The sequence below is a fragment of the Boseongicola sp. genome (assembly GCF_057460485.1).
On sequence record NZ_JBVCWP010000030.1, the window covers coordinates 1 to 24,135 of the forward strand.

Consider the following 24,135-nt stretch of genomic DNA (forward strand, 5'->3'; position numbering starts at 1 on the left):
ATCAGTTCGAAGAGGACGCCGGTTTCGGCCTGATCCTTGTGGGCATAGGTGATGTCGTCGAGGATGATCAGGTCGAACTTGTCGAGTTTCGCCAGCGCTGCCTCGAGAACGAGATCACGGCGGGCGGCCTGAAGTTTCTGCGCCAGATCGCTGGTCCGGGCGTAGAAGATGCGGTGCCCTGCCTCGATCAGGTTGAGGCCATGACTTTGGCAGACCGGATTGTTGTCCTGGAATTCGATAAAATCGCTCAGGTTGGTTGCCCGCGCGAACTTTACGAATGGCCTGCGAACCTGTTTGTGGCACAGTTTATAGGGTCTCCTCGAATGAATGTTTTCTCGGTTGGGGCGGCCCCTGAAGTGCCGATGCCGAAAGAAGCCGTGTCCCTTGGCGTGAGGCCCGAGCACATTGAACTGGTCGAGATGGGATCGGGGCAAATTCAGGGGAAGGTTGATGCCCTCGAATATCTTGGCGCCGATACTTACGTGATCATGTCATGCGGAGAAGCCGGGCAGATAACGGTGCGTGTGAATGGTAGTACGTCGTATAGGCCCGGTGAAAAAGCGGAATTGGCATTTGCGACTGACCATATGCAAGGTTTTGACATCGAAGGTTTGGCTGGCCTCTGGTGTGATTTTAAGACAGCAAACCGATGTTTGCGACAGAGACCCGTTGCTGCCGTGTCAGTAGGGCGCGCGGGATCGCAAAGCGTTGCGGCACAGCGGGCAGGGACTGGTTCGCATTCGTCTTGTCGCACCCATTCGATAGCTGCCTTGGCATCAGCGCTTTATGCGTCTCGACGCGTATAAAGTTTCGACACGTCGATCTGAGAAAACACCGCTGAAGAGCCGCGTTTGTCTGCGTGCCTTTGTAGGGTGAAAAAACTAATCATAACAATCAAGTGTTTACGTGAAATTTTGATCCACTTTGAGGTGCGCACCTCAAAAAACTGTAGACTTGAGGTGCGCACCTCAAATAGCGTCGAACTACGAAACGATGATTCGGCGTGCAAGAAATGACAGCCGATGACACCTTGGGAGGAAAATCTATGAAGACCATCAAACTGGCATCCGTCAGTGCCCTGAGTATCGCCGCTGCATCCTTAGCAAGCACGGCTCAGGCCGAAGACCTGACACTTTGCTGGGCCGCTTGGGACCCCGCAAACGCGCTTGTTGAGCTTTCGAAAGAGTTCGAAAGCCAGTCCGGCCACAACATGAGCTTTGAGTTCATCCCATGGCCAAACTTCGCGGACCGCATGCTGAACGAGCTGAACTCCGGCGGTAAGCTTTGCGACCTGTTGATCGGCGACAGCCAGTGGATTGGGGGCGGCGCTGAGAACGGTCACTACGTCAAGCTGAACGAATTCTTCGACAAAGAGGGCATCTCAATGTCTGACTTTGCCGATGCGACCGTCTACGCCTATTCGACATGGCCAAAAGGCACGCCAAACTATTACGCTCTGCCTGCCATGGGCGACGCAAATGGTTGGTTCTATCGCAAGGACTGGTTCGGACGCGACGACATCAAAGCGGCGTTCAAAGCTGAAACGGGCCGTGATCTGGCAGAGCCAAAATCACAGAAAGAATTGCTGGAAATCGCTCAGTTCTTCCAGGAACGCGAAATTGATGGCAAAACCGTTTACGGTGCGTCGATCTTTACCGAGCGCGGGTCTGAAGGCATCACGATGGGTGTCACATCGGCCCTGTATCCCTGGGGCTTTAAGTATGAGAATACACCGGGGTCCTATGACATGGAGGGCGCGGTGAATTCGCCTGAAGCTGTCGAGGCGCTGGAATTCTATAAAGAATTCTATGAAACTGCGACACCACCGGGATACACCAACTCTTACATGGGCGAATCTCTGGACGCGTTCAAATCGGGTCAGGTCGCCATGGCGATGAACTGGTTTGCATTCTTCCCGGGCCTTTATGCTGATCCCAACACAGGCGGAGAAAAGATCGACTTCTTCGTCAACCCACCACAGAACCAAGCTGGGTCTACACTGGGCGGGCAGGGCATTTCGGTCGTTGCTTATTCAGACAAGCAGGATGCTGCGCTTGAGTATATCAAGTGGTTTGCCGACCCTGATGTTCAGGCAAAGTGGTGGTCCCTTGGTGGATATTCGGCCCATAATTCGGTGCTGAACGATCCGGGTTTCGTGGACAGCGCGCCATTTGCGGGCGATTTCCTTGAAGCCATGGGATCAGTGCAGGATTTCTGGCAGGAGCCAGTTTACGCGGAACTTCTTCTCGCGATGCAAAAGCGTCTCCATGACTATGTGGTCGCCGATCAGGGCACCGCACAGGAAGCGCTTGATAAGTTGGTCGCGGATTGGACCGAAGTCTTCGAAGACGAAGGCAAGCTTTAAGGCCTCGATGAAGCGCCCCTGACACTTGGGGGCCTTCAAAACTTTTGGTTGGCCCCGCACTTTGCGTGCGGGTCCAACCAACCCCTCACTTATTGCCCGGATCACCGCTCATGTCTGAGACTCCAGCAGCTCGTGCCGCAGCCGTCACGCCTCCAAGCGTTGCACGCAAAATCAGAGGTCTGAGCGATCGTGCCATCGCGTGGATTTTCGTCGGCCCAACGATCTTCCTGCTTTTGGCGATCAACATTTTCCCACTGATGTGGACCATCCGACTGAGCTTCACAGATTTCAAAGCCAACCGAAATCGTGAGGTCGAGTGGATCGGCCTGCGGAATTACCAGCGGATTTTGACGGATAGTGACATCTGGCTGAATATGCAGGCTACGGCGCATTTCCTATTCTGGACGATCTTCTTTCAGGTCGTGATCGGTTTTGCGCTGGCCTATCTGATCAATAAGAAATTCAAAGGCAACGATCTTTGGACGACGATCATCGTGCTGCCGATGATGCTGTCGCCGGCCGTTGTCGGGAATTTCTGGAAATTCCTCTATCAGCCACAAATCGGCTTGTTCAACTATGTGATCGGCTTTTTCACGGGCAAGGATCCGTCGAGTTTCGAGATGCTGGGGCAGGTGAACCTTGCGCCGTGGTCAATTGTTATTGTCGACACATGGATGTGGACGCCGTTTGTAATGCTCATCTGTCTTGCGGGGCTTAGGTCGATACCAGATTACATTTATGAAGCCGCCGAAGTGGACCGGGCGTCGAAGTTGCGACAGTTCTTTACGATCACTGTGCCGATGGTCTTGCCGTTCTTGATGCTGGCGGTCCTGTTTCGAGGCATCGAGAACTTTAAGATGTTCGATCTGGTGGTGCAATTGACCGGCGGCGGACCTGGTTCCACGACCGAATTGACCTCGATCAATCTCAAACGTGAAGCGTTCGAGAAATGGCGCACCGGCTATGCGTCGGCCTATGCGATTATTCTGTTCGTCACGGTTTTCGGGCTTGCCTCGATTTACGTTAAAGCGCTGAACAAGGTCAAAGAACGATGAGCAGTTTCTCTGTCACCGAGCCGTCAAACCGCGCCAAGTGGTTCGCAGGGACCTTGGTTATCGTCTACGCTTTGGTCACCATGGTGCCGCTGGCATGGATCATGCTGACGGGTTTCAAATCGCCCTCAGATGCGATCAGCTATCCTCCCAAAGTGTTATTCGAGCCGACGCTTGAGGGCTATGTGAACCTGTTCACGACGCGTACCCGGCAGACGCCTGAGTTTCTGGACGCAAACCCTCCGCAGACCTGGTATGAAGAGATCGTGCGCGAATACGACATGGTCATCGCAGGCCCCTCGAAGTTTGGGGAGCGCTTTTTGAACTCGGTCATCATTGGATTTGGCTCGACGTTTCTAAGTATCTTCCTCGGCACCCTGTCGGCCTATGCTTTTTCAAGGTTCAAGATACCCTTTGCAGATGACCTTTTGTTTTTCATCCTCAGTACAAGGATGATGCCGCCCATTGCTGTCGCGATCCCGATTTTTCTGATGTACCGCCAACTGGGCTTGTCCGACACGCATCTGGGAATGATCCTGCTTTATACCGGCGTAAATATCTCTCTGGCGGTCTGGTTGTTGAAAGGGTTTATCGACGAAATTCCGCTGGAATACGAAGAGGCCGCTTTGATCGACGGTTACACCCGGTTCCAGGCGTTCTACAAAGTCGTCTTGCCACAGGCCGCGACGGGTATCGCCTCAACGGCGATTTTTTGCCTGATCTTTGCCTGGAATGAATACGCCTTTGCGGTCCTATTGACCTCGGGCACGGCGCAGACTGCTCCGCCGTTCATTCCGACAATTATTGGTGTCGGCGGGCTAGATTGGCCTGCAGTTGCGGCGGGCGCCACGATCTTCCTGCTGCCCGTCATGATCTTTACCATCCTGCTGCGCAAACACCTGCTGCGCGGGATCACGTTCGGAGCTGTTCGCAAATGACCAATTTCTTCACTGGCCTGATGCGCCTCAAGCGCGGACCTTGGGAAATGCTTGCCACGATCCTGATCGGGCTTGGGGTGTTCATGTTGATGCAACCATTCGTGCTTTGGGCCTACACCTATTCATTCATCACAACGCTGGTCGGGACGGTGATGTTCATCATCGTTTCGCACTTCAAGGACTGACCTTTTGGCGCAAATTATCATCAAAAATATCCGCAAGGAATTCGGCGATTTCACAGCTGTGAGGGAATCGAGCTTTACCATCGAAGATGGCGAGTTCTTCATGCTGCTTGGACCGTCGGGCTGTGGTAAAACCACGACCTTGCGGATGATCGCCGGATTGGAATTGCCGACGTCTGGCGAGATCTACCTTGATGGTGAAGAGATCAGCCAGCTTCCTCCTTCGAAGCGTGATATTGCCTTTGTTTTTCAGATGTTTGCGCTTTACCCCCATCTGAATGTCCGCAAGAATTTGAGCTATCCGCTGGTCTCGCAAGGGATGGCGCGGGCGGATGTCAAAAGCAAGGTCGAAGAGGTAGCTGGCATCCTTGGCATTCGTGATATTCTGAACCGGCCCGTGGGAGGTCTGTCTGGCGGTGATCGACAGCGGGTCGCCTTGGGACGCGCCATTGTTCGCGAGCCAAAGGCGTTTATGATGGACGAGCCTTTGGGCGCGTTGGATGCAGAGTTTCGCGAGCACATGTCCGAAGAACTTCGCGCCCTGCACGATCGCATGAATGCGACGACTGTCTACGTCACGCATGACCAGTTGGAAGCCATGCAGATGGGTGACAAGATCGTCGTGATGAACAACGCGGTGGTCGAGCAATTCGGCACGCCACAGCAAATCTATGACAAGCCGGCCTCGATGTTTGTGGCCGACTTCATTGGCTCGCCTTCGATGAACTTTCTTCGCTTTGACGGCTCTGTCGCTGAAGGTGCCGAGAGCGTCGATCTCAACGGCCTGAAGATGGGTGTTCCGCGCCAGATGCAAGGGGCCTCCGGTCCGTTGGTATTTGGTGTGCGACCCGAGCATGTCGCTTTGTCCGACGCCGGGGACTATCGGGGGGAAGTGCTTGCATCAGAGTATCTTGGGACCACTCAGATCATCACGCTGGATACGCCGAACGGCGAGTTGAAGGCGCGGATCGACAGCACGCAGGTTGCAACTGTTGGCGAGAAGGTCGGGCTCAGTTTCGAGGCTCCAAAGATCACCCTTTTTGACGAGGCGAATGGTCGAGCTCTACGCTCGCATCTGAACCATGAGGTGCTCGTAAATGGCTGAAGTTGTTCTAAAAAATCTATCAAAGTCGTTTGGAGAGAATGTTGGTGTCGACGATATTTCGATGACCATTCCAGACGGCGCGTTTGTTGTTCTTTTGGGACCGACAGGAGCCGGAAAAACCACGACGTTGCGTTTGATCTCGGGCCTTGAAAAAGGTGACAGTGGCGAGATTTGGATCGGGGGGCGCAACGTCGCAAGTGAAACCCCAGCGCAGCGCGACGTCGCGATGGTGTTCCAGCAATATTCCCTTTATCCGCACCTGTCGGTCAGAGATAATTTGGCGTTTCCACTAAAGTCTCCGATCCTGAGAACACCTCCCGCCGAGATCGAACGCAAAGTGGCTGAAGTCGCAGATGTTTTGCAGATCACACATAAGTTGGACAACAAGGCGACGGCATTGTCGGGTGGTGAAATGCAGCGCGTTTCCATTGGTCGTGCTCTTGTGCGTGAGCCGTCTATTTACCTTATGGATGAACCTCTTAGCTCGCTGGATGCAAAGCTGCGCACCGATCTTCGTGTGGAATTGAAGCGTATCCAGGCCAATCTTGGTGCGACGCTTTTATACGTGACGCATGATCAGATCGAAGCGATGACGATGGCCACGCACGTTGGTGTTTTGAACGAAGGCAAGCTGGTACAGTTCGGTTCGCCGCGTGAGATCTATGAAAATCCGAACTCGCTTTATGTCGCGGGTCGTCTTGGACTGCCGCGGATCAATATTCTTCCAGCTGATGTCTTCGGGAATGTGCCTTCAGGCACCCACCAGATCGCGATGCGCCCAGAGCATATTGCGCAAGGCGACGGTCTGGAGGCAGACATCCAACGCGTGGAGCATCTAGGCGATCATAACCGGCTGCACCTCAATTTACGGGGACACGCCATAACGACCATTGCCGATCCGGCGACAGACTACCGGCCCGGCACGCAAATCAAAATTTCACCAAGAAGCCCGCTTTGTTTCGACGTTGACGGCAACCGAATTCGCTGAGGAGACCTTGTCATGAACCAGTTCATCAATTCCAAAGAGGCCCTTGTCACGGACGCCCTCGACGGGTTGCTTGAAACATCCGGTGGGTCGCTGACGCGGCTTGACGGATATCCGCATATCAAAGTCGTTTGCCGTGCGGATTGGGACAAGTCCAAGGTTGCGCTTGTCTCGGGCGGCGGGTCCGGGCACGAACCGGCACACGCCGGCTTCGTGGGGCAAGGAATGCTAACCGCAGCGGTATGTGGCGAGGTTTTTGCCTCGCCTTCGGTTGATGCGGTTCTGGCTGGCATTCTTGCCGTGACCGGATCGCCGGGCTGTCTGCTGATTGTGAAAAACTATACCGGCGACCGTTTGAACTATGGTCTTGCCGCAGAGCGCGCCCGCGCTTTTGGATTGCGCGTTTCGATGGTGGTTGTCGATGATGACATAGCGCTTCCCGACTTGCCGCAGCCGCGTGGCGTGGCAGGAACGCTTTTTGTGCACAAAATCACCGGAGCCATGGCAGAGGATGGCGCGGATCTGGACGCCGTTACCAATGCGGCCGAAAGCGCTATCAAGGCGATGGCATCCATTGGTAAATCGCTGGATACCTGCACGGTTCCGGGGTCAGCGAAGGAAGATCGCATCGCGCCGGGTATGGCCGAACTGGGCCTTGGCATTCATGGCGAGGCGGGCGTACAGCAGGTTGCATTCACCGGCGCGCGCAACGCAATGGATTTGGTGTTGGAAAAGCTGGAGCCGATGATCGGGTCGGGCCCGCATGTGGCTATTTTGAACAACCTTGGATCAACGACACCGCTTGAAATGAGCATTCTTGCCCATGAGCTCGCCAACTCTGATAAAGCGTCGAAAATTAAACATATTATTGGTCCGGCCCCAATGATGACCTCGCTTGATATGCATGGGTTCTCGGTGTCTGTTTTGCCGGTTGACGCTGAAAGTCACGCCTTGCTGGCCAGGCCGGTTGACTTGCCTGCGTGGCCCGGAATGAAAGACATATCGCCGGTCCAGGTGCGTCCCTTGCCGGATGGTTTAAGCCCGATCCAGCCGATCGCCTCGGCGAACGCCGAAACGCGACGTGTCTTAAATCAGTGTTGCGATTTGCTGATCGCGGCTGAAGAGGACCTGAACGCGCTGGATTTGAAATCGGGAGACGGTGATACCGGGAGTACGCTTGCAACGGCGGCGCGGGCTTTGAAGGGATCGTTGGACCGTTTGCCTCTTGCCGACCTTACGCAACTGTTTCGCGCAGTCGGCAATGAGTTGAGCCAGACCATGGGGGGATCCTCGGGGGTTATTCTGGCGATTTTCTTTGGCGCGACCGGTGACGCTTGCGCCAGTGGAAAGCCAACGACCAAGGCGCTTTTGGCGGGTCTTGATCGAATTTCTCAAGTTGGCGGGGCGTCGCGAGGTGATCGTACAATGATCGACGCGCTTGAACCCGCTTTGCTTGCTTTGCCAGACGGGATGGATGCGGCCGCAAAAGCCGCCCGTGCTGGCGCGATTGAGACGGCCTCAATGGGGCGCGCAAAGGCAGGTCGCGCAACCTATGTTCCGACGGAAAATTTGATAGGTCACAATGACCCGGGTGCCGAAGCCGTAGCGCGGCTTTTTGAAGGATTGGCCAAAGCGATTTAGAGACGCAAAAGGACGCAATGAAGCAAGGAAACGACCCACAGCTTAATCCGACGATCAACGACATTGCCCGTGTCGCTGAGGTAAGCCTTGCGACCGTTGACCGGGTTTTGAACGCGCGCCCTGGTGTCCGCGAGGCTACGGTTCAGAAGGTGAATCAAGCGATCGCTGATCTCGGCTATGTGCGCGACACGGCTGCGGCCAATCTGGCGCGTGGGCGTGTTTACAATTTTGTCTTCATTCTGCCGTCAAATAAAAACGAGTTTCTATTGTCGTTGGAGACGCAGATCGAGCAGCTGAACGCAGGGCTGCGCCACGAGCGGACACGGTTATCTTTCGTGCACGTTGCGGCGTTTGACCCTGTGGCGCTTGCGGTTGCGATTGACGCGATTGATGTCACGCGCGTCGATGGTGTCGCGATATTTGGCCCCGAAACGCCGTCGGTCCGCGATTCCGTTGCGCATCTCAAAAAGAATGGCGTCACGGTTGTGTCTCTTGTGGCGGACATCCCCAGTTCGGAGCGAGATCATTATATTGGGGTGGACAATGTTGCGGCTGGGCGAACAGCCGCGCAGTTGCTCGGCCGGTTCTTAGGCACCAGACGGGGCGAGGTATTGGTGCTGACCGGGTCTATGCTCGCGCGCGATCACCTTGAGCGTCGGCTGGGATTTGACGAAGTAATGGGCCGAGACTTTCCGCATCTGCGGGTACTCGCCTCGCTTGAAGGGCGCGACGATCCCGGATTGATCGAGCGACTTTTGCCGGACGTGTTGTCGGACAATTCCGATATCATCGGTATTTACTCGTCGGCGGCGGGAAATGAGGGGCTCCTACGGTTTTTGGCAACGGAACCCGCGTTGGAAAACCCCGTAGTGGTGGCGCATGAATTGACGCCATTGTCACGAAATGCTCTGAACTGCGGGCTTTTTGATGCTGTCATTAGTCAGGATTCGGGGCACCTTGTGCGCAGCGCGGTGAGGATTATGCGCGCCAACAGTGACCGTATGCCGATCAACATGGCGCAGGAGCGCATTCGCATCGACGTCTATCTGAAAGAGAATATGCCGCCAGATGCGGTGCCTAATTGGGAGGCTAATCCATGAAGACAATCAAAGGACCGGCGCTGTTTTTGGCGCAATTTGCAAGCGATGAAGCACCGTTCAATTCGTGGGATTCCATTACGAAATGGGCCGCCGACTGCGGCTATAAGGGCGTGCAGGTGCCTAGCTGGGACGCGCGCCTGTTCGATCTCGACCGCGCCGCAACAAGCAAGGACTACTGCGACACCTTCAAAGGTGAGGCCGTAGAGAACGGCGTCGAGGTCACGGAACTGTCGACGCACCTGCAAGGTCAGCTTGTCGCGGTACATCCGGCATATGATGCTGCGTTCGACGGTTTTGCCGATCCGTCGGTGCACGGCAATCCGAGGGCACGGCAAGAATGGGCTGTCGATCAGATGATGAAGGCTATCTCGGCCTCGGCGAATTTGGGCATCCACGATCATGTGACCTTTTCCGGCGCGCTTGCTTGGCCTTATGTGTATCCTTGGCCGCAGCGACCTGCGGGTTTGGTTGAAACTGCGTTTGACGAACTTGCCAAGCGCTGGCGTCCAATTCTGGACCACGCCGAAGACAATGATGTGAACATTTGCTACGAAATCCATCCCGGTGAAGACCTGCACGATGGAATAACGTTTGAGATGTTTCTTGAGCGTGTCGATAACCATGCGCGCTGCAATATGCTATACGATCCGTCTCACTACGTGCTGCAATGCCTTGATTATCTGGACAATATCGATATCTACAGGGACCGAATCAAGATGTTCCACGTCAAAGATGCCGAGTTCAATCCGACGGGGCGACAGGGCGTTTATTCCGGCTATCAGCCATGGGTTGATCGGGCCGGACGGTTTCGCTCGCTCGGAGATGGGCAGGTTGATTTTGCAGCCATTTTCTCGAAAATGGCCGCGATGGATTTCGACGGATGGGCCGTCGTCGAATGGGAGTGCTGCCTGAAACATCCCGAGGACGGTGCACGTGAAGGCGCTCAGTTTGTGAAAGACCACATCATCCGCGTGACAGAGCGCGCGTTTGACGATTTCGCTGGCGGTGGAACAGACGAGATTGCGAACCGCAAGATGCTGGGATTATCATAAATGGCACGCATCAGACTTGGAATGGTTGGCGGCGGCAACGACGCGTTCATTGGAGGTGTTCATCGCATTGCATCGCGCATCGATGACCGGTTCGAGCTTGTCGCTGGTGCGTTGTCATCGACGCCGAAAAAGGCGCGCGCTTCGGGTGAGGCGCTTGGCCTCCCGCGTATTTACGATGACTTCAGGCAAATGGCGATCCGGGAAGCGCGTCTGAAAAGCGGGATCGAGGCCGTCGCGATTGTGACACCGAACCACATGCACTATCCGGCCGCACGGGAATTTCTCAAGCGTGGGATCCACGTGATCTGTGACAAGCCGCTGACGTCGACGCTTGCTGATGCAAAGAAGCTGGTGAAAGCCGCCGAGAAGTCGGAGGCGCTTTTTGTGCTGACGCATAATTACACTGGCTACCCGATGGTGCGTCAGGCACGTGAGATGGTGGCGGATGGCATCATCGGTAAGGTGCGCGTCGTCCAGGTGGAGTATCCGCAGGATTGGCTGACCAAGGAAGAGACGTTCAAACAGGCCGAGTGGCGTACCGACCCGGCAAGGTCCGGGGCCGGCGGCTCAACCGGTGATATTGGCACCCACGCCCACAATCTTGCGCGCTTTATTACCGGTCTTGAAGTAGAGAGTCTGGCGGCAGACCTCGATGCTTTTGTGCCGGGACGTCAGGTTGACGACAACGCGCATGTGATGTTGCGGTTTCATGGCGGCGCCAAGGGCATGCTCTGGTGTTCGCAGGTCGCTCCCGGCAACGAAAACGCGCTGCGTATTCGCATATTTGGCGAAAGTGGCGGGTTGGAATGGGCACAGGAAGACCCGAACTATCTTTGGCACACGCCGTTTGGCGAAGCCAAGCACCTGCTCACCCGCAATGGAGCTGGGGCCGGGGACGCGGCAGGTCGCGTAAGCCGTATACCGCCCGGTCATCCCGAAGGGTATCTGGAAGGGTTTGCGACAATCTACAGCGAAGCTGCAAATGCTATAGAGGCGCATCGCGATGGGAAAGCGCCGGACCGTGATGTCATCTATCCGACGGTTTTGGATGGATTGCGGGGTGTAGAATTTATTGACGCCTGTGTGAGGTCTTCCCAGAGAAATTCGGCCTGGGTTACGTTGTGAAAGACAGCAAAGGGTGCCGTCAGAATTCGCGGCGAGAACAGCTACTCAAAGTTTTGCATTCGTTGAGCGGCAGATCAATTTGCAGATTATCAAAGTTCGACCAAACCGGCGCTAAGCTCCCAGAGTTGCTTTGAACGGTGGCTATCTGTTGCTCCGGAGGAAAGGCCTTGGGCAAATGCCTTTCGATCAACCTGTTGTCTGTTGACCCAGCTCCAATGAACCCCTGACTGCGCGAACTCCGGGTCGGCGACAACTTGTGCGACACGGTCTCCAGACAAAGGCTGCGACACGTACCCTTTGGTAATGTTCTTTCGGAACCACGGAAAGATCCTCTGAAAAAGTACTGGTGCATTGCGAAACAGCGGCGTGTCGGCCGCGCATCCGGGATACAGCATGCTGAACACGATACCTGTGGCGTCGTGAAGGCGCGTGTGCAGATCTCGGCTCATCATCATGCAGCAGAGCTTGCTGTCCTTATAGGCTTTGCCTGGTTTGAACGGCTTTCCGTCAATCATCTAAACTGGTGCTTTGAAGCCATCCAGAGATCCTTGGAAATTCCCCAGATCCGCCGGCGCAGGGATAGGGACTTTGCCACCAAACTCTTCGGAATTTGCCGTCACCGTGCCGAGCGTCACCAGCCGCGGCGCTGGAGATTTCTGTAAGTCCTCTAACATCAGATTAGCCAGGAGAAAGTGGCCTAAGTAATTGCTTGCAACGCTGATCTCAAGGCCTTCCGGTGAGCGCATGGCCCTTTCGGTTGCGCAGGGAGGTTGCGGCATTACAAACAAGCGCATCGAGCGCTTGGTCTTTCGCGTGGAATGCGGTGTGAAAGGTGCGGACGCTATCGAGCGATCCAAGGTCCAGATGCGCGATCTCGAAGCCGTGATCCGGCAGATCAAGACTGCGTGCTGCCTGTTGCGCTTTTTCCAGATCTCGACAAGCCATAATCACATACCAGCCCTTGTCGATCAGGGCGCGTGTCGCATGCAAACCAATGCCAGAGGACGCGCCGGTTACAATGGCAAGTGGTTTGTTTGCGATGGTCATTCAGGGGATGCCTCGATTGTTGGATAAATTGGTTTGTGCATCCGAAGACTTCTACATAGTTGCGCGGATTAAAACGCATCGGAAACCTCTTTGATCGGACCGATGCTTATTTCCGGAAGTTTCGTGGCTTTGGTATTGCTGAATGCCGTCGAGGTCAGCGGCAAGGGAAAGCGGCTTGCGCTTGAAACGCCTTGTCCTTCATATACGTCCCGCGATCGGATACGTCCCTATTCTGAGACGGCGATTGGACTTCAGAATGCAACCTTGGATACACTTGGCGACGGCAACCGCTCCACAAGGGGACACTCTACGGCTTTTGCGCCGGGGCGATGAGTTCTCGATCCGCCTTGAAGGTGGCAACGAGTTAATGAACAGCCGCCTTGGCGGGTCGGAAGAAGCGCTTGCAACGTATGCGTTGGAACTTCTGGCCGGTCACGCAGCGCCATGCGTGCTGATCGGTGGACTTGGAATGGGCTTCACTCTGCGCGCCGCGCTGTCGGTCGCACCGCCCGATGCACGTCTGATCGTCTCAGAAATTGTTCCCGATCTGATCGACTGGGCCTCGCAGCATATGGCGGAAGTTTTCGGGGAATGCCTTGCAGACCCGCGCGTGGAGATCAGAACGGGCGATGTCGGCGCCGAGATAAGTGGCGCATGCGGGGCGTTCGATGCAATCCTGCTTGATGTCGACAACGGCCCCGATGGCCTTACGCGTGCAGACAACGACGCGCTTTACGGGCGGGCAGGGCTGCTATCGGCGCGTCGGGCACTGACATCTGGCGGTGTTCTTGCCATTTGGTCAGCCACGCACGACCCGGCTTTTACCAAACGGCTGTCCGAAAGCGGCTTCGGCGTTAAGGCACGAACGGTTCGCGCCAGTCGCGCCAAGCGAGGCAGCCGCCACACTATCTGGACCGCTGTTAGATCCGGGATTTGATTTTCACAAATTTGGAGCTGCTGAAAAAGTTGGCTTTAAGCCCAACCTACCAAGGCGGATTTTTGTAGTTGTACTGTGTTCCGAAGCTGGCTGAAGGCATGCGAACGTCAAGTTAGAGGGCACATTACCAACACCTGTAAATTCGAAAGAAATGGAACGCGAAGGCTGGAGCGATCCGGATATTGCCAAAGGCTATGCCGCTGAGTTCGAGGTCGCTACGCGTGTTGTTGCGGAAAAGCTTTCGGATGCGGTTGTGGCGGGGCCAGAGAGAAAGGTTCTTGATCTGTGCACCGGCATGGTGTGGTTGCGGTGGAGCTTTTAGCGCGTGGGCTAACGTTACCGGACTAGATTTCTGAGCGGCAATGATTTCGTTGGCGCAAGTTGTCGCTCCCGGAGCGATGTTTGTTCAGGGCGATGCGATGGCGATGGACTTCGCAGACAATAGCTTGGATGCAGTTACTATAGGGTTCGGTGTTCCGCATTTGCCAGACCCCTCGCGTGGACTAGCGGAAGCGGCCCAGGTACTTAAGCCGGGCGGGAGAATCGCGTTTTTAATCTGGCGATGCAAAGGCTCCGACGTCGCATTCGGTTGGCTCTTCGATGCGCTTGCGCGTCTTGGAGAACCTTCGGGGACACCGCCGTCAGGGCCGGCCGTGCATCTGCTAGTAGATAGCGACATTGCGGAACCTATGGTTGCCAATGCAGCCTTTGCCGATATCCAGTTTACCAACGTTGCCACCGAGCTCGGAGTGAAAATCCCAAAGACGTTGTTTGATACTTTTGACCGAGGTGCAGTCCGTGCGGCGTCGCTCTTGGGAGGGCAGCCCACTGCGCAACGTGATGCTATTCGCGCAGACCTAGCAGCGCGTACTCGATCTGACGGTATCAAGTCTAAAGAGGGTTAATTCGCCCCGGCTCCGTGAGCTATCATTTCGGCCATTCGCATCTGAGTCTTGTCTAAAAGGCAAGTGACTGGCCTTTTGCACCGTCCGTCCGCTTTGTGGCCCAACCGGCGCACATCTTTCTGTATAGCTATGGACCGAGGCAATTCGCCTCAAGCTTTTTCGCTTGGTGTTGCCCTCAACTCGGATCATAAAGCGCTATGCTATCCACATCGCTGAAGTCAGTCTTACATCACGCCAGATACTTTCCCCTGTGGACGGCGCTGACCGTTCTTCGATGGCGCACTTTTGAATTGCGCTCGCGTGGTTTGGGGACAACGCTTGGAACGATCGTGCGTTGGTTTCCGCCTGCAAGAAGGCGCTTTGACCGCGAAGTGAAGCGTGTTTTCCCAGATATGAAACGCGGCGATCGCACAAGGCTTGGCCAAAATATGGGCAGGCATATGGGGCGAACGCTTTTTGAGATTTACCACGATGCTGAATTTCAGACCCAACACCACAAATTCAGTGTCTCTGGGCCCGGGCTAGCCGCGCTTAAAGAGGCCAATGCGGCAGGCAAAGGCGCGATCATTGTTTCCGGCCATTTTGGGCAATGGGAAGCAGTGCGCGCGGCGGTCAAAATGAACGGGATGGAAAGTGGAGCCGTCTATCGTCCACACAAGAATCGTCACTATGAACGTCGTATTTTTGCTGGAATTGAGGCAGGGGGAAAACCAATTCTTGCAACCGGTCGCGTTGGCACTAAAGCCCTTGTGCGTCATGTACGGGGAGGGGGTATTATCTCCATTTTGTTGGATGAAAAATATGCAGAAGGTGTGCGAATACCGTTTCTTGGTCACGACGCTCTCACATCCCTTTCTGCGGCCCAGCTTGCACTCAAATACGACCTCCCGATGATCCCCGCGTATGGGATACGCATTGATGACGGGAATGCATTTCAAGTAGAATTCGAAGCGCCTATCCCTCACACTGATGCCATCACTATGACGCGTGCCTTTAATGACAGTCTGTCCGCGCGGATCTTGGCCAACCCGGACCAGTGGTATTGGATGTTGAGACGCTGGGAAGGCGCATCAAGTCCAGCATAGTCCAGAGTGCGGGTATCTGTTTCTGATGCAGCAACGGTGCGACGGGCGTGTTGAATAACGAGAGCATCCAAGACCCAATGTTCTCAGAAAGGCCCAAAATGTGGTACCCGTACATCGATGAGAAAACATTCATTCAGCTTCCTGATCAGGGACTAGCCCGCCTTGTCGCTGCATCGCGATCAAGACAGTCCCAGAATCAGATTTCATCGCGTCGCAGTGCGAATTTGCGCAAGAGCGCGGCTCACTTCTGGGTGAAGCTCTCCCGAGCTTATTCGCGAGAGACCCGGAGTGATTCACGCGCTTAGAGCTGACCGGAAATGCATGGTAGTCCGAGACTACGGCGCTTCACCTTTGGTGACGGCGACAAGGACTTCTGCAATCTCGGCGGCGTCTAATCCATAGTCGTTTAAGGCGGTTTCAGGCGATATGTATCCGCGGGCAAGATCGCGTTTGACTTGATCCAGCGGTCGATCTTTTGGATCGCCGTAGCCCGCGCCTCCGGGGAAGGCCATCATGACTTTCCGACCGTAGGGAACGAATTGCTTGCCTTTGCCGTTCATCGCCGTGCCGTCGTCTTGTGCGATAGTTGTTGGCGCGCCAGCCATACCGCCACGTCTTCCACGGGCAGGGTGGTTTACGCGGTCAAACATGGCCTGGATGTCGAATTCGTGGCCCTCGCGCGCACCGACTTCCATGTATTGTCCAAGGCCGCCGCGCTGTTTACCGGACCCACCAGAATCGGGGCGCAGTTCTTTGCGCCAGATAATCACCGGACCTGCGTGTTCGGTTGCTTCCACGGGCATGGTCATCACGCCGGACGGGAAGGCGGTGGCATTCAGCCCGTCATGTTCTGGCCGTGCACCCGAACCGCCAGAGTTGAACGTCAAGACCTCGGACCGCCGGGCATTTGTGGGGGCGGGCGCGTCGGTGCGGGGGCGCAAGGATACCTGAAAGTTGCATAGACATCCGGCCCCTTCGGCAGGGACCAACCCCGGCACGATCTTATCAAAGGCATTAAATACCGTATCCGGCACGAAGTGGCCAACGATGTGGCGCAAGGCGACGGGGGCGGGGTGCACTGCATTGACGATTGTATCGACCGGGGCTTCGACTTCGAATGGGGCAAGTGAGGCGGCGTTGTTGGGAATTTCAGGCGCGATGGCCACTTTTAGGGCGTAGCAGGCATAGGCTTTTGCATAGACAAGCGGGCAGTTTATGCCTTTTTTGTCTACCGCCGATGATCCTGTGAAATCAGACACGATCCGGTCTTCGTAGACGGTTACTTTGACCTTCAGCGTTATGGGTTTTTCAAAGCCATCTAGCGTCATTTCGCCTGTGGCTGCTTTGCGTGGCAAGGCTGCAATGCGTTCGAGCGTTGCGCGGCGGGAGTTGTCGAGGATGAACGAACCGATGCCGTCCAGATCAACGAGGTCAAATTCGTCCATCATGTCGATGAGACGGCGATGCCCGATCTCGTTGCATGTCGCAAGCGCGTACATGTCGCCGACCAGTTGATCGGGTTCGCGCACGTTGCCGCGTACAATGCGGATGAGTGTTTCATCGACCTCACCTTTACTGGCGAACTTCATAATCGGAATATAGAGACCTTCTTCGTAGACGCTTGCGGCGTCCGCGCCAAAGCCGCGCCCGCCAATGTCGACGATATGGGCAGTGCAGGCGAAAAAGCCTATAAGCGAGCCTGAGTGGAAAGACGGGCTGACCATCGTGATGTCATGGAGGTGGCCAGTGCCCTCCCAGGGGTCATTGGTGATATAGACGTCACCCTCGAAGATGTTGTCGCGCCCGATGCGGCGGATGAAATGGGCGACGGCATCGGCCATTGCGTTCACATGGCCGGGTGTTCCGGTGACGGCTTGCGCAAGCATCTGGCCGCGTACGTCGTAGACACCGGCCGACAAATCGCCAGCTTCCCGCACCGATGTCGAGAACGCTGTGCGCACAAGTGCTTGTGCCTGTTCTTCGACCACCGAGATTAGCCTGTTCCACATGACTTGGTAGGCAACGTTTGACGGGTCTTTTGCCACTGTCTTATCCTTTCACGCGCAGGTCGATGCAGCCGTCGGGCTGGCGAACTGCGGTGCGACTTGAGGGGACGATGATCGTTGTTTCGTCTTCAGTGATGATCGCTGGTCCGGCTGCCATCGCTCCTTGGGACATGGCGCTTCGCAAAACGATGTTGGCGGTCACAAAATCTGCGACGGCAGGGTCGAACAGTTTGCGATTTCCGTGGTATTGGGCGGCTGTGTGCCCGGCTTCTTCAGCGACGCGTGCGACGGCTTCGGGAGGGGTTGTTGCATTGACGGACCAGACAGTGATTTCGATATCCATTCCCGCGACCGAGCGGCCGAAAAGCTTAATGTAGTCTTCGATGAAGCGCGCTTCGAACACGGCGCTGTCTGGGTTCATCGCTTGGTCTTCGGTCAGAGTTATCGGGATTTCCCAACCTTGGCCGGAATAGCGCATGTAGACCTTAAATTCGGAGAGGATCGGGCTGAGGGCGTCGCAGTTGCGCACAAACCCCGTCGCCTCTGACTTGAGGTCTGCAAGCAGGGTTTTGATTTTTGCGCCGTCGAAATCTGCGAGGGTCATATAGACAGAACGGTTTGCCTCGAAGCTGAAGGGCGCACGAAGGAAGCCGATGGCAGAGCCGACGCCAGCGCCGGGTGGGACGAGGAGGCGGTCGACGCCAAGTTTTTCGCATAAGCGGCCCGCGTGAAGAGGTGCTGCACCTCCGAACGCAATCATGGTGTATTCGGAAAGGTCCTCGCCGTTTTCAACTGCGTGAACGCGGGCGGCATTTGCCATGTTCTCGTCGACGACCTCAGCCAGTCCAAATGCCGACGTGGCCGCATCCATGTCGAGCACGTCGCCAAGCACCGATGTAAGGGCGGTTGCAGACGCCGCGGCATCCAGAGCGATCGAGCCGCCAGCAAAATTCTTGGGGTCCAGTTTGCCAAGAATAAGGTCTGCATCCGTCACGGCCGGTTCTGTACCGCCGCGTCCATAGCAGGCGGGCCCCGGTTCTGATCCGGCGCTTTTAGGGCCGACGCGAATTTGGCGCATGGCATCTACGTGAGCAAGCGAGCCACCTCCGGCGCCGATTTCGACCATGTCGATCACGGGGATTGAGATAGGCATGCCTGAGCCCTTCTTGAAGCGATAAGTTCTGGCGACCTCAAACACCCGCGACGTTTTCGGTGTCTGATTTTTAATTAGGCAAATCTTGGCTGTTGTGCCGCCCATGTCGAACGACAGGACTTTGTCGAGACCGTAGCGCGCCGCAATATTGGCGGCGAATACAGCGCCGCCTGCGGGCCCCGACTCGACCAGGCGCACGGGAAATTCTGCCGCGTTCTCGATCGAGATAATGCCGCCGCCCGAATGCATGAGGAAGATAGGGCAGGCCGCACCGACGTCGTGCAGCCTTCCTTCCAGACGGCCGAGATAGGACTTCATCAGGGGTTTGATATAGGCGTTGGCCACGACCGTATTGAACCGCTCGTATTCACGCATCTGGGGCGAGACTTCACAAGACAGCGATACCATGGCACTCGGTATTTTCTCGGTCAAAACGTCTCGTACCAGCGTTTCGTGGGTATCGTTCAGGTAAGAATGGATCAGTCCGACGGCGATGCTTTCGTAGCCCGCCTTAGCGATCTCATCGACGGCGGGCTCGATATCCACGCGGGATAAGGGTTCCAGCACGTTGCCGCTGGCGTCGATGCGCCCCGGCACAGTGTAGCGCATCTGCCGAGGTAAAAGCGGCTCGGGGAGGTTGAGGTTCAGATCGTACTGCTCAAACCGGGATTCTGTGCGCATCTCGATGACGTCGCGAAAGCCTTGCGTTGTGATCAAAGCAGTCTTTGCGCCGCGCCGTTCGATAAGCGCGTTGGTGGCAAGAGTTGTGCCATGGATGATCTGCTCGATCTCGGACGGCGCTATCCCAGCTTTGGCACAGACCTGTTGCGTTCCGTCGATGATTGCGTTCTCGGGCGCGATATAGGTGGTGAGCACTTTGGCAGAATATGCCGATCTGCCCACTTCAAGAACGACGTCCGTAAACGTCCCGCCAATGTCGACCCCAAGGCGTACGGATTGCTTTGTCATACAGTGGACCTCAAGTCAGTTGATCTGATTTTGCGGGATTTTGCGGGTGGCTACCAACGAATTATGCACAGAACGATATTGAATGCATTTTCGGACGGTTCTTGGCTGCCGGGCAGGGCGTGATTGCGATGGATATGTCGCCTATGTGGGCGCTTTCGGTTGAAGAAAGGGACCTGTTGTCACTGGCGGCGACAGCCTTGAGCAGACTGAGGTGTAGATCAGTCGCCATATCGACGCGGTCGACGGCAGGGTTAGAGACGTAAAGGTCACCGGACAAAGGGTGAGGCGACGCGACTGCTTCGCGGGTTTGTGAGGCAATGAATTGCAGGATGTGTCGAAACAGTTCTTGACGGGAAAAAATTGTTGCTATCAAATTGTTAATACAAATACTGCCGATACTTTAAATGAGACCACGCTTAAATGGCCATTCTGGACTATTCCGAAGACATCTGGCGAGACGCGCTTGGTATGCCACAAGGGGCCGAGCTTGTGGCATTGATCCTTGAAGGCACTTGGTGGCGTGCGCAGGCGACGGAAACGCGCCTTGCCGACCTCGACAATGTCCGGGAGCTTGCGTTTTCTGATATGTTTGCCGGTGAATATAGGGCTAAATCGATTGCTTATTGTTGCGCCTATGGCCCGGCCCGCGCGGTGGAGCCGGCACATATCTTAGCGCAGCTTGGGACGAAGACTCTGATCCAGATCGGGACGTGCGGCACGCTTGATGTCAAAGCGTCGATGGGCATGGTCGCTTTGCCCGAGCGCTGTGCGGCGCGGGATGGCGTGTCACAGCATTATGGCGCGCATGCATATGTGAGCACTGACGCAAAGCTTGTTGATATAGCCGAAGATAAGCTGGCTCAGCGTGATGTTGCGTCCACGCGCGCAATGCTTCTGACGTGGCCAAGTCTTTTTGCTCAGTCAGACGCCATGTGCGCAGGCTGGACAGCGGAAGGGGTCGTTTCCATCGATATGGAGACCTCGGCCGTGATTGCGGTGGGGGGTAAATTTGGGGCCAGCACACTTTCGATGCTGTCTGTTTGGGATGCGCTCCCGCATGGTCGTACGTTCATGGATCCGCTTGCTTGGGAGGATCAGGCGCGTTTGACGCGTTCCAATGAGAAAATTTTTGAGGTTGCTTTAGAGGTCGCCGTTGCGGCGTAATAAAGCCAAGGGACAGAGTTACACTACAAAGTCGTTAAAACACTTCTGGGAGGAAATATGAGACAGATTTCGAAATTGGCGGCCTTCGCCGCCACGGTGGCTTTGACCCCGTTTGCAGCACTGGCAGATACGGCCGATGGTGATGCCCTGAACGCCATGTCCTGGGACGAGATTGTCGCCATGGCCGAAGGCGGTGAAGTCAATTGGTTCATGTGGGGTGGGTCCGACACGATCAACCAATATGTGTCTGAATATGTCGGTGGTCTGTTGATGGATCAGTACGGTGTAACGCTGAACCGGGTTGGTGTCAGTGATACAGTTTCTGTTGTGAACATTGTGCTTGGCGAAAAAGAGTCGGGCAATTTGGACAATGGTTCGGTCGACCTGATCTGGATCAACGGCGAGAACTTCCGCACAATGAAGCAGGGTGACCTCACGTTTTGCGGTTACACCGATCTTATTCCTAACAACGCTTTGATTGATTGGGGTAATCCGGCCATTGCGAACGACTTTGGTGTGCCTGTGGATGGCTGTGAAGTGCCTTGGTCAACGGCGCAATTCGCCTTTGCCTACAACACGGCGCTTTATGACAATCCGCCGAAAACCATTCCCGGTTTGATTGAGTGGGTCAAGGTTAACCCCGGCCAGTTTACGTACCCTGCGCCGCCAGATTTCAACGGCTCGGTCTTTGTACGCCACGTGTTTTATTACGCGGCAGGCGGGGTCGAAAACCTGCTTGGTCCGTTTGATCAGGCCCGCTTCGACGAAGCTTCGGCGGAAACCTGGCGCATTCTGAACGAGATCGAACCGTTCCTGTGGCGGGAAGGTCAGACCTATCCAAACTCGATCGCGGCACTGGAGCAGCTCTATGCGAACCAGGAAGTGGGGATCGTGTTCAACTACGAACCGGCTGGCGTCGGCATCAATATCATGAACGGAACCTTCCCGCCGACCACGCAAGGCTATGCGTTGGAAGATGGCACGATCGGCAACACAAACTACACGCTGATCCCGTTCAACTCCCCCAACAAAGCTGCCGCAGTCGTTTTGCAGGACGTTCTTTTGTCAGCCGAAGCACAGGTTCAAAAAGCGCTTCCTGATGTTTGGGGAACGCAGCCCGGTATCGATATGTCCCGCGTTGAGGGCGAGCTTCGCGCAAAGTTTGACGCGATTGAGCGCCATCCGAACGTGGTGTCGGCGGAAGACCTTGCCGCGACCGCTTTGCCCGAGCTTCAGGCCTCGTGGATTTCGGCGATTGAGCAAGGCTGGATCGCGAACGTCGGTTCAAAGTAACTAGCCACCCAAGTCACGCCCCAGGTCCGATTGGGGCGTGACCGATGGCTTTGTCTGTCTCTTCGAATATGGAAAGGTCTGCGCCTCGTGTCTGATCGGCTGAAGATTTTTCTGCTTCTGCTGCCTGCGATGTCCGTCATCATCCTGCTGTTTTTCGGTGGCCTGTTGATCGGACTGATGCGGAGCTTCAATTATATGCCCGTGATTGGCCTGACAGAGCCCAATTTTGACGCCTATATAGCGGTGTTCACGGACGAAGAGTTCTATCTGTCGTTTATGCTGAGCCTGCACATTTCGGTGACCTCAACGTTGATTTCCTGCGTGCTAGCGGTTGGGGCAGCGTTGCTGTTGCGGCGGGCGTTCATTGGCCGCGCGATTATCAATTTCCTGTTTCAGTTGAATTTGACGGTGCCGCATTTGGTTGGTGCCATCGGTATCCTTTACCTGTTTTCACAATCTGGCACTTTCGCGCGGCTTGCCGCCGAAGCGGACCTGATCACCCGGCCTGCTGATTTCCCGGCACTGGTTTTTGATCCCTTCGCCATTGGCATTATCCTTCAATATGTCTGGAAAGAAGTGCCGTTCATTGGTGTGATAGTTCTGGCGAACATGCAGTCGCTTGGCGAGAACTACGAAAGCGTGGCGCGCTCGCTTGGAGCATCTCGGTGGCAGGCGTTTCGCCATGTTTTATTGCCGCTAATCTTTCCGGGTTTGCTTTCGGCGAGCGTTATCGTGTTTGCGTTTACGTTTGGCGCCTATGAAATTCCGGCGCTTTTGGGCGCGAATTATCCCGCAGCTTTGCCGGTCCTGGCGTATCGCAAATACACCGATGTCGATCTCGCCGCGCGGCCCGAAGCGATGGCCCTCGCACTAATGATCGCCGTCCTAAGCGTCGTGATGCTGTTTTTCTACATCCGCTACTCGCGCAGAAAGGTGAGGAGCTGAGATGATAAATCAAGACGGTGTCTGGACCCGTTGGTTCCGCTATCTGACATGCCTCGTTCTGGTGGTTTGGCTGATCATGCCATTGATCCCACTTGCGATCTGGTCGTTTGCACGAGGGTGGTTCTTTCCCGATATTCTGCCGCGGCAATGGACCATGCAGGCCTGGGAATACGCCTTGTCGGAGACTGCCGGCGTGTTGGACAGTCTTTGGCTGACGATCGGGATTTCGCTGTCAGCGACTGCGCTTTCGATCCTTGTCGGGGTTCCGGCTGGTCGCGCTTTGGGGATGTATAAGTTCAAGGGCAAAGAGGTCGTCGAGTTGATGATCCTCGCGCCGACGATCGTCCCCGGTATTGCAGTGGTTTTGGGTATTCACTCGGTCTTCATTTCACTGGGTCTAACAAACACCGTGCAGGGTGTGATCCTTGTCCACTTGATCCCGACGCTGCCATATATGACGTTGGTTATGGCGGGGATATTCTCGAATTATGACCCGGCCTTTGAGGCGCAGGCGCGCAGTCTTGGGGCATCTCCGTTGAAGACGTTTTGGTATGTGACGCTTCCGGCAATCATGCCGGGCATCATTGTGGGTGGGTTGTTTGCGTTCCTTGTCTCGTGGAGCCAGTACATCCTGACGCTGATGATCGGTGGAGGGCGCGTTGTGACGCTGCCGTTGTTGCTGTTCAACTTTGCGACGTCAGGACGCAACGACATCACAGGGGCCATAGGCATGATCTACATCTTGCCGGGCATCTTTATTTTACTGCTCACCGCGAAACAGCTTTCGGGCCGCAGCGGTGCTGTTGGGGGCTTTGGCCGTATATGACGAACGTTTCCATTCAGAACCTCACTAAGGTCTATCCTGGTGCAGACACGCCTGCATTGGACCGCCTGAGCCTTGAGATCGCCTCGGGCGAGTTGACGGCCCTTCTTGGTCCGTCGGGGTGCGGTAAAACCACCACGATGAAGATGATTGCTGGTCTTTTGGATCCGACATCGGGGGATGTTCGCTTCAACGATCGCTCGATCCTGCGCGAAAAGCCTGAAAGCCGTGGCGTGGTGATGGTGTTTCAGAATTATCTTTTG

25 protein-coding genes are annotated in these 24,135 nt (G+C 55.5%); 20 read left to right on the top strand and 5 right to left on the bottom strand.

Annotated features, from left to right (window positions below):
- The coding region (locus AC221Y_RS06195) for an ATP-binding protein (protein ID WP_486706983.1) at positions 1-404 on the bottom strand (404 nt) is incomplete at its 3' end.
- A 15-nt stretch (positions 405-419) separates the two neighbouring features.
- Between AC221Y_RS06195 and AC221Y_RS06200 the strand changes: the two genes are divergently transcribed.
- From AC221Y_RS06200 to AC221Y_RS06250, 11 genes are all read left to right on the top strand, one after another.
- Positions 420-806: a TOBE domain-containing protein gene (locus AC221Y_RS06200; RefSeq protein WP_486706997.1), complete on the top strand. Its 387-nt coding sequence runs from the start codon at positions 420-422 to the stop codon at positions 804-806.
- Positions 807-1,045: 239 nt separating this feature from the next.
- A complete protein-coding gene (locus AC221Y_RS06205; protein WP_299753593.1) occupies positions 1,046-2,365 on the top strand; it encodes an ABC transporter substrate-binding protein in 1,320 nt (439 codons plus the stop codon).
- Between the two features lie 110 nt (positions 2,366-2,475).
- Positions 2,476-3,420: a carbohydrate ABC transporter permease gene (locus AC221Y_RS06210; RefSeq protein WP_299753595.1), complete on the top strand. Its 945-nt coding sequence runs from the start codon at positions 2,476-2,478 to the stop codon at positions 3,418-3,420.
- On the top strand, positions 3,417-4,355 hold the full coding sequence (locus tag AC221Y_RS06215; RefSeq protein ID WP_299753597.1) for a carbohydrate ABC transporter permease: 939 nt from the start codon (positions 3,417-3,419) through the stop codon (positions 4,353-4,355). The genes AC221Y_RS06210 and AC221Y_RS06215 overlap by 4 nt, the downstream gene beginning before the upstream one ends.
- Entirely contained in the window at positions 4,352-4,540 is a 189-nt protein-coding gene (locus tag AC221Y_RS06220) for a hypothetical protein (RefSeq protein ID WP_299753599.1), read from the top strand. The genes AC221Y_RS06215 and AC221Y_RS06220 overlap by 4 nt, the downstream gene beginning before the upstream one ends.
- A gap of 4 nt (positions 4,541-4,544) precedes the next feature.
- Positions 4,545-5,642, top strand: a complete 1,098-nt coding sequence (locus AC221Y_RS06225; protein ID WP_486706984.1) for an ABC transporter ATP-binding protein — start codon at positions 4,545-4,547, stop codon at positions 5,640-5,642.
- Positions 5,635-6,630 (top strand): ABC transporter ATP-binding protein, encoded by a 996-nt coding sequence (locus tag AC221Y_RS06230; RefSeq protein ID WP_486706985.1) that lies wholly within the window; start codon positions 5,635-5,637, stop codon positions 6,628-6,630. Before AC221Y_RS06225 ends, AC221Y_RS06230 begins: the two co-directional genes overlap by 8 nt.
- Before the next feature lie 12 nt (positions 6,631-6,642).
- Positions 6,643-8,268, top strand: a complete 1,626-nt coding sequence (locus AC221Y_RS06235; protein ID WP_486706986.1) for a dihydroxyacetone kinase subunit DhaK — start codon at positions 6,643-6,645, stop codon at positions 8,266-8,268.
- A 17-nt stretch (positions 8,269-8,285) separates the two neighbouring features.
- Entirely contained in the window at positions 8,286-9,368 is a 1,083-nt protein-coding gene (locus tag AC221Y_RS06240; protein ID WP_299753607.1) for a LacI family DNA-binding transcriptional regulator, read from the top strand.
- Positions 9,365-10,420, top strand: a complete 1,056-nt coding sequence (locus tag AC221Y_RS06245; RefSeq protein ID WP_486706987.1) for a sugar phosphate isomerase/epimerase family protein — start codon at positions 9,365-9,367, stop codon at positions 10,418-10,420. The genes AC221Y_RS06240 and AC221Y_RS06245 overlap by 4 nt, the downstream gene beginning before the upstream one ends.
- A complete protein-coding gene (locus AC221Y_RS06250) occupies positions 10,421-11,545 on the top strand; it encodes a Gfo/Idh/MocA family protein (protein ID WP_299753611.1) in 1,125 nt (374 codons plus the stop codon). It begins immediately after the preceding gene.
- An 89-nt stretch (positions 11,546-11,634) separates the two neighbouring features.
- On the opposite strand, the gene AC221Y_RS06255 is transcribed toward AC221Y_RS06250, so the two are convergent.
- Together AC221Y_RS06255 and AC221Y_RS06260 are read right to left on the bottom strand one after the other, a co-directional pair.
- Complete coding sequence (locus AC221Y_RS06255; protein ID WP_486706988.1) at positions 11,635-12,060, bottom strand: hypothetical protein; 426 nt, start codon at positions 12,058-12,060, stop codon at positions 11,635-11,637.
- Positions 12,061-12,268: 208 nt separating this feature from the next.
- Complete coding sequence (locus AC221Y_RS06260) at positions 12,269-12,592, bottom strand: SDR family NAD(P)-dependent oxidoreductase (protein ID WP_486706989.1); 324 nt, start codon at positions 12,590-12,592, stop codon at positions 12,269-12,271.
- A 256-nt stretch (positions 12,593-12,848) separates the two neighbouring features.
- Between AC221Y_RS06260 and AC221Y_RS06265 the strand changes: the two genes are divergently transcribed.
- The 4 genes from AC221Y_RS06265 (at position 12,849) to AC221Y_RS06280 (ending at position 15,519) form a co-directional block, all read left to right on the top strand.
- A complete protein-coding gene (locus tag AC221Y_RS06265; RefSeq protein WP_486706990.1) occupies positions 12,849-13,529 on the top strand; it encodes a spermidine synthase in 681 nt (226 codons plus the stop codon).
- Positions 13,530-13,680: 151 nt separating this feature from the next.
- Positions 13,681-13,851, top strand: coding sequence for a hypothetical protein (locus tag AC221Y_RS06270; protein WP_299753619.1), 171 nt, complete (start codon positions 13,681-13,683; stop codon positions 13,849-13,851).
- 40 nt (positions 13,852-13,891) lie between these two features.
- Positions 13,892-14,434 (top strand): methyltransferase domain-containing protein, encoded by a 543-nt coding sequence (locus tag AC221Y_RS06275; protein WP_486706991.1) that lies wholly within the window; start codon positions 13,892-13,894, stop codon positions 14,432-14,434.
- Positions 14,435-14,631: 197 nt separating this feature from the next.
- Complete coding sequence (locus AC221Y_RS06280; RefSeq protein ID WP_299758618.1) at positions 14,632-15,519, top strand: lysophospholipid acyltransferase family protein; 888 nt, start codon at positions 14,632-14,634, stop codon at positions 15,517-15,519.
- A gap of 335 nt (positions 15,520-15,854) precedes the next feature.
- On the opposite strand, the gene AC221Y_RS06285 is transcribed toward AC221Y_RS06280, so the two are convergent.
- Together AC221Y_RS06285 and AC221Y_RS06290 are read right to left on the bottom strand one after the other, a co-directional pair.
- On the bottom strand, positions 15,855-17,564 hold the full coding sequence (locus tag AC221Y_RS06285) for a hydantoinase B/oxoprolinase family protein (RefSeq protein WP_486706992.1): 1,710 nt from the start codon (positions 17,562-17,564) through the stop codon (positions 15,855-15,857).
- A gap of 4 nt (positions 17,565-17,568) precedes the next feature.
- Positions 17,569-19,647: a hydantoinase/oxoprolinase family protein gene (locus tag AC221Y_RS06290; protein ID WP_486706993.1), complete on the bottom strand. Its 2,079-nt coding sequence runs from the start codon at positions 19,645-19,647 to the stop codon at positions 17,569-17,571.
- Positions 19,648-20,067: 420 nt separating this feature from the next.
- Between AC221Y_RS06290 and AC221Y_RS06295 the strand changes: the two genes are divergently transcribed.
- The 5 genes from AC221Y_RS06295 to AC221Y_RS06315 all read left to right on the top strand — a co-directional run.
- The gene (locus AC221Y_RS06295) at positions 20,068-20,811 is read left to right on the top strand and encodes a phosphorylase family protein (protein ID WP_486706994.1); all 744 of its coding nucleotides are present in this window, start codon (positions 20,068-20,070) and stop codon (positions 20,809-20,811) included.
- A 57-nt stretch (positions 20,812-20,868) separates the two neighbouring features.
- Positions 20,869-22,104 carry an ABC transporter substrate-binding protein gene (locus AC221Y_RS06300; RefSeq protein WP_299756716.1) on the top strand — a complete coding sequence of 412 codons (1,236 nt, stop codon included), beginning with the start codon at positions 20,869-20,871 and terminating at the stop codon, positions 22,102-22,104.
- A gap of 87 nt (positions 22,105-22,191) precedes the next feature.
- The gene (locus AC221Y_RS06305; RefSeq protein ID WP_486706995.1) at positions 22,192-23,049 is read left to right on the top strand and encodes an ABC transporter permease; all 858 of its coding nucleotides are present in this window, start codon (positions 22,192-22,194) and stop codon (positions 23,047-23,049) included.
- A 1-nt stretch (position 23,050) separates the two neighbouring features.
- Positions 23,051-23,875, top strand: a complete 825-nt coding sequence (locus AC221Y_RS06310) for an ABC transporter permease (protein ID WP_299756710.1) — start codon at positions 23,051-23,053, stop codon at positions 23,873-23,875.
- A partial coding sequence (locus AC221Y_RS06315; protein ID WP_486706996.1) for an ATP-binding cassette domain-containing protein occupies positions 23,872-24,135 on the top strand: 264 nt, incomplete at its 3' end. The genes AC221Y_RS06310 and AC221Y_RS06315, both read left to right, overlap by 4 nt.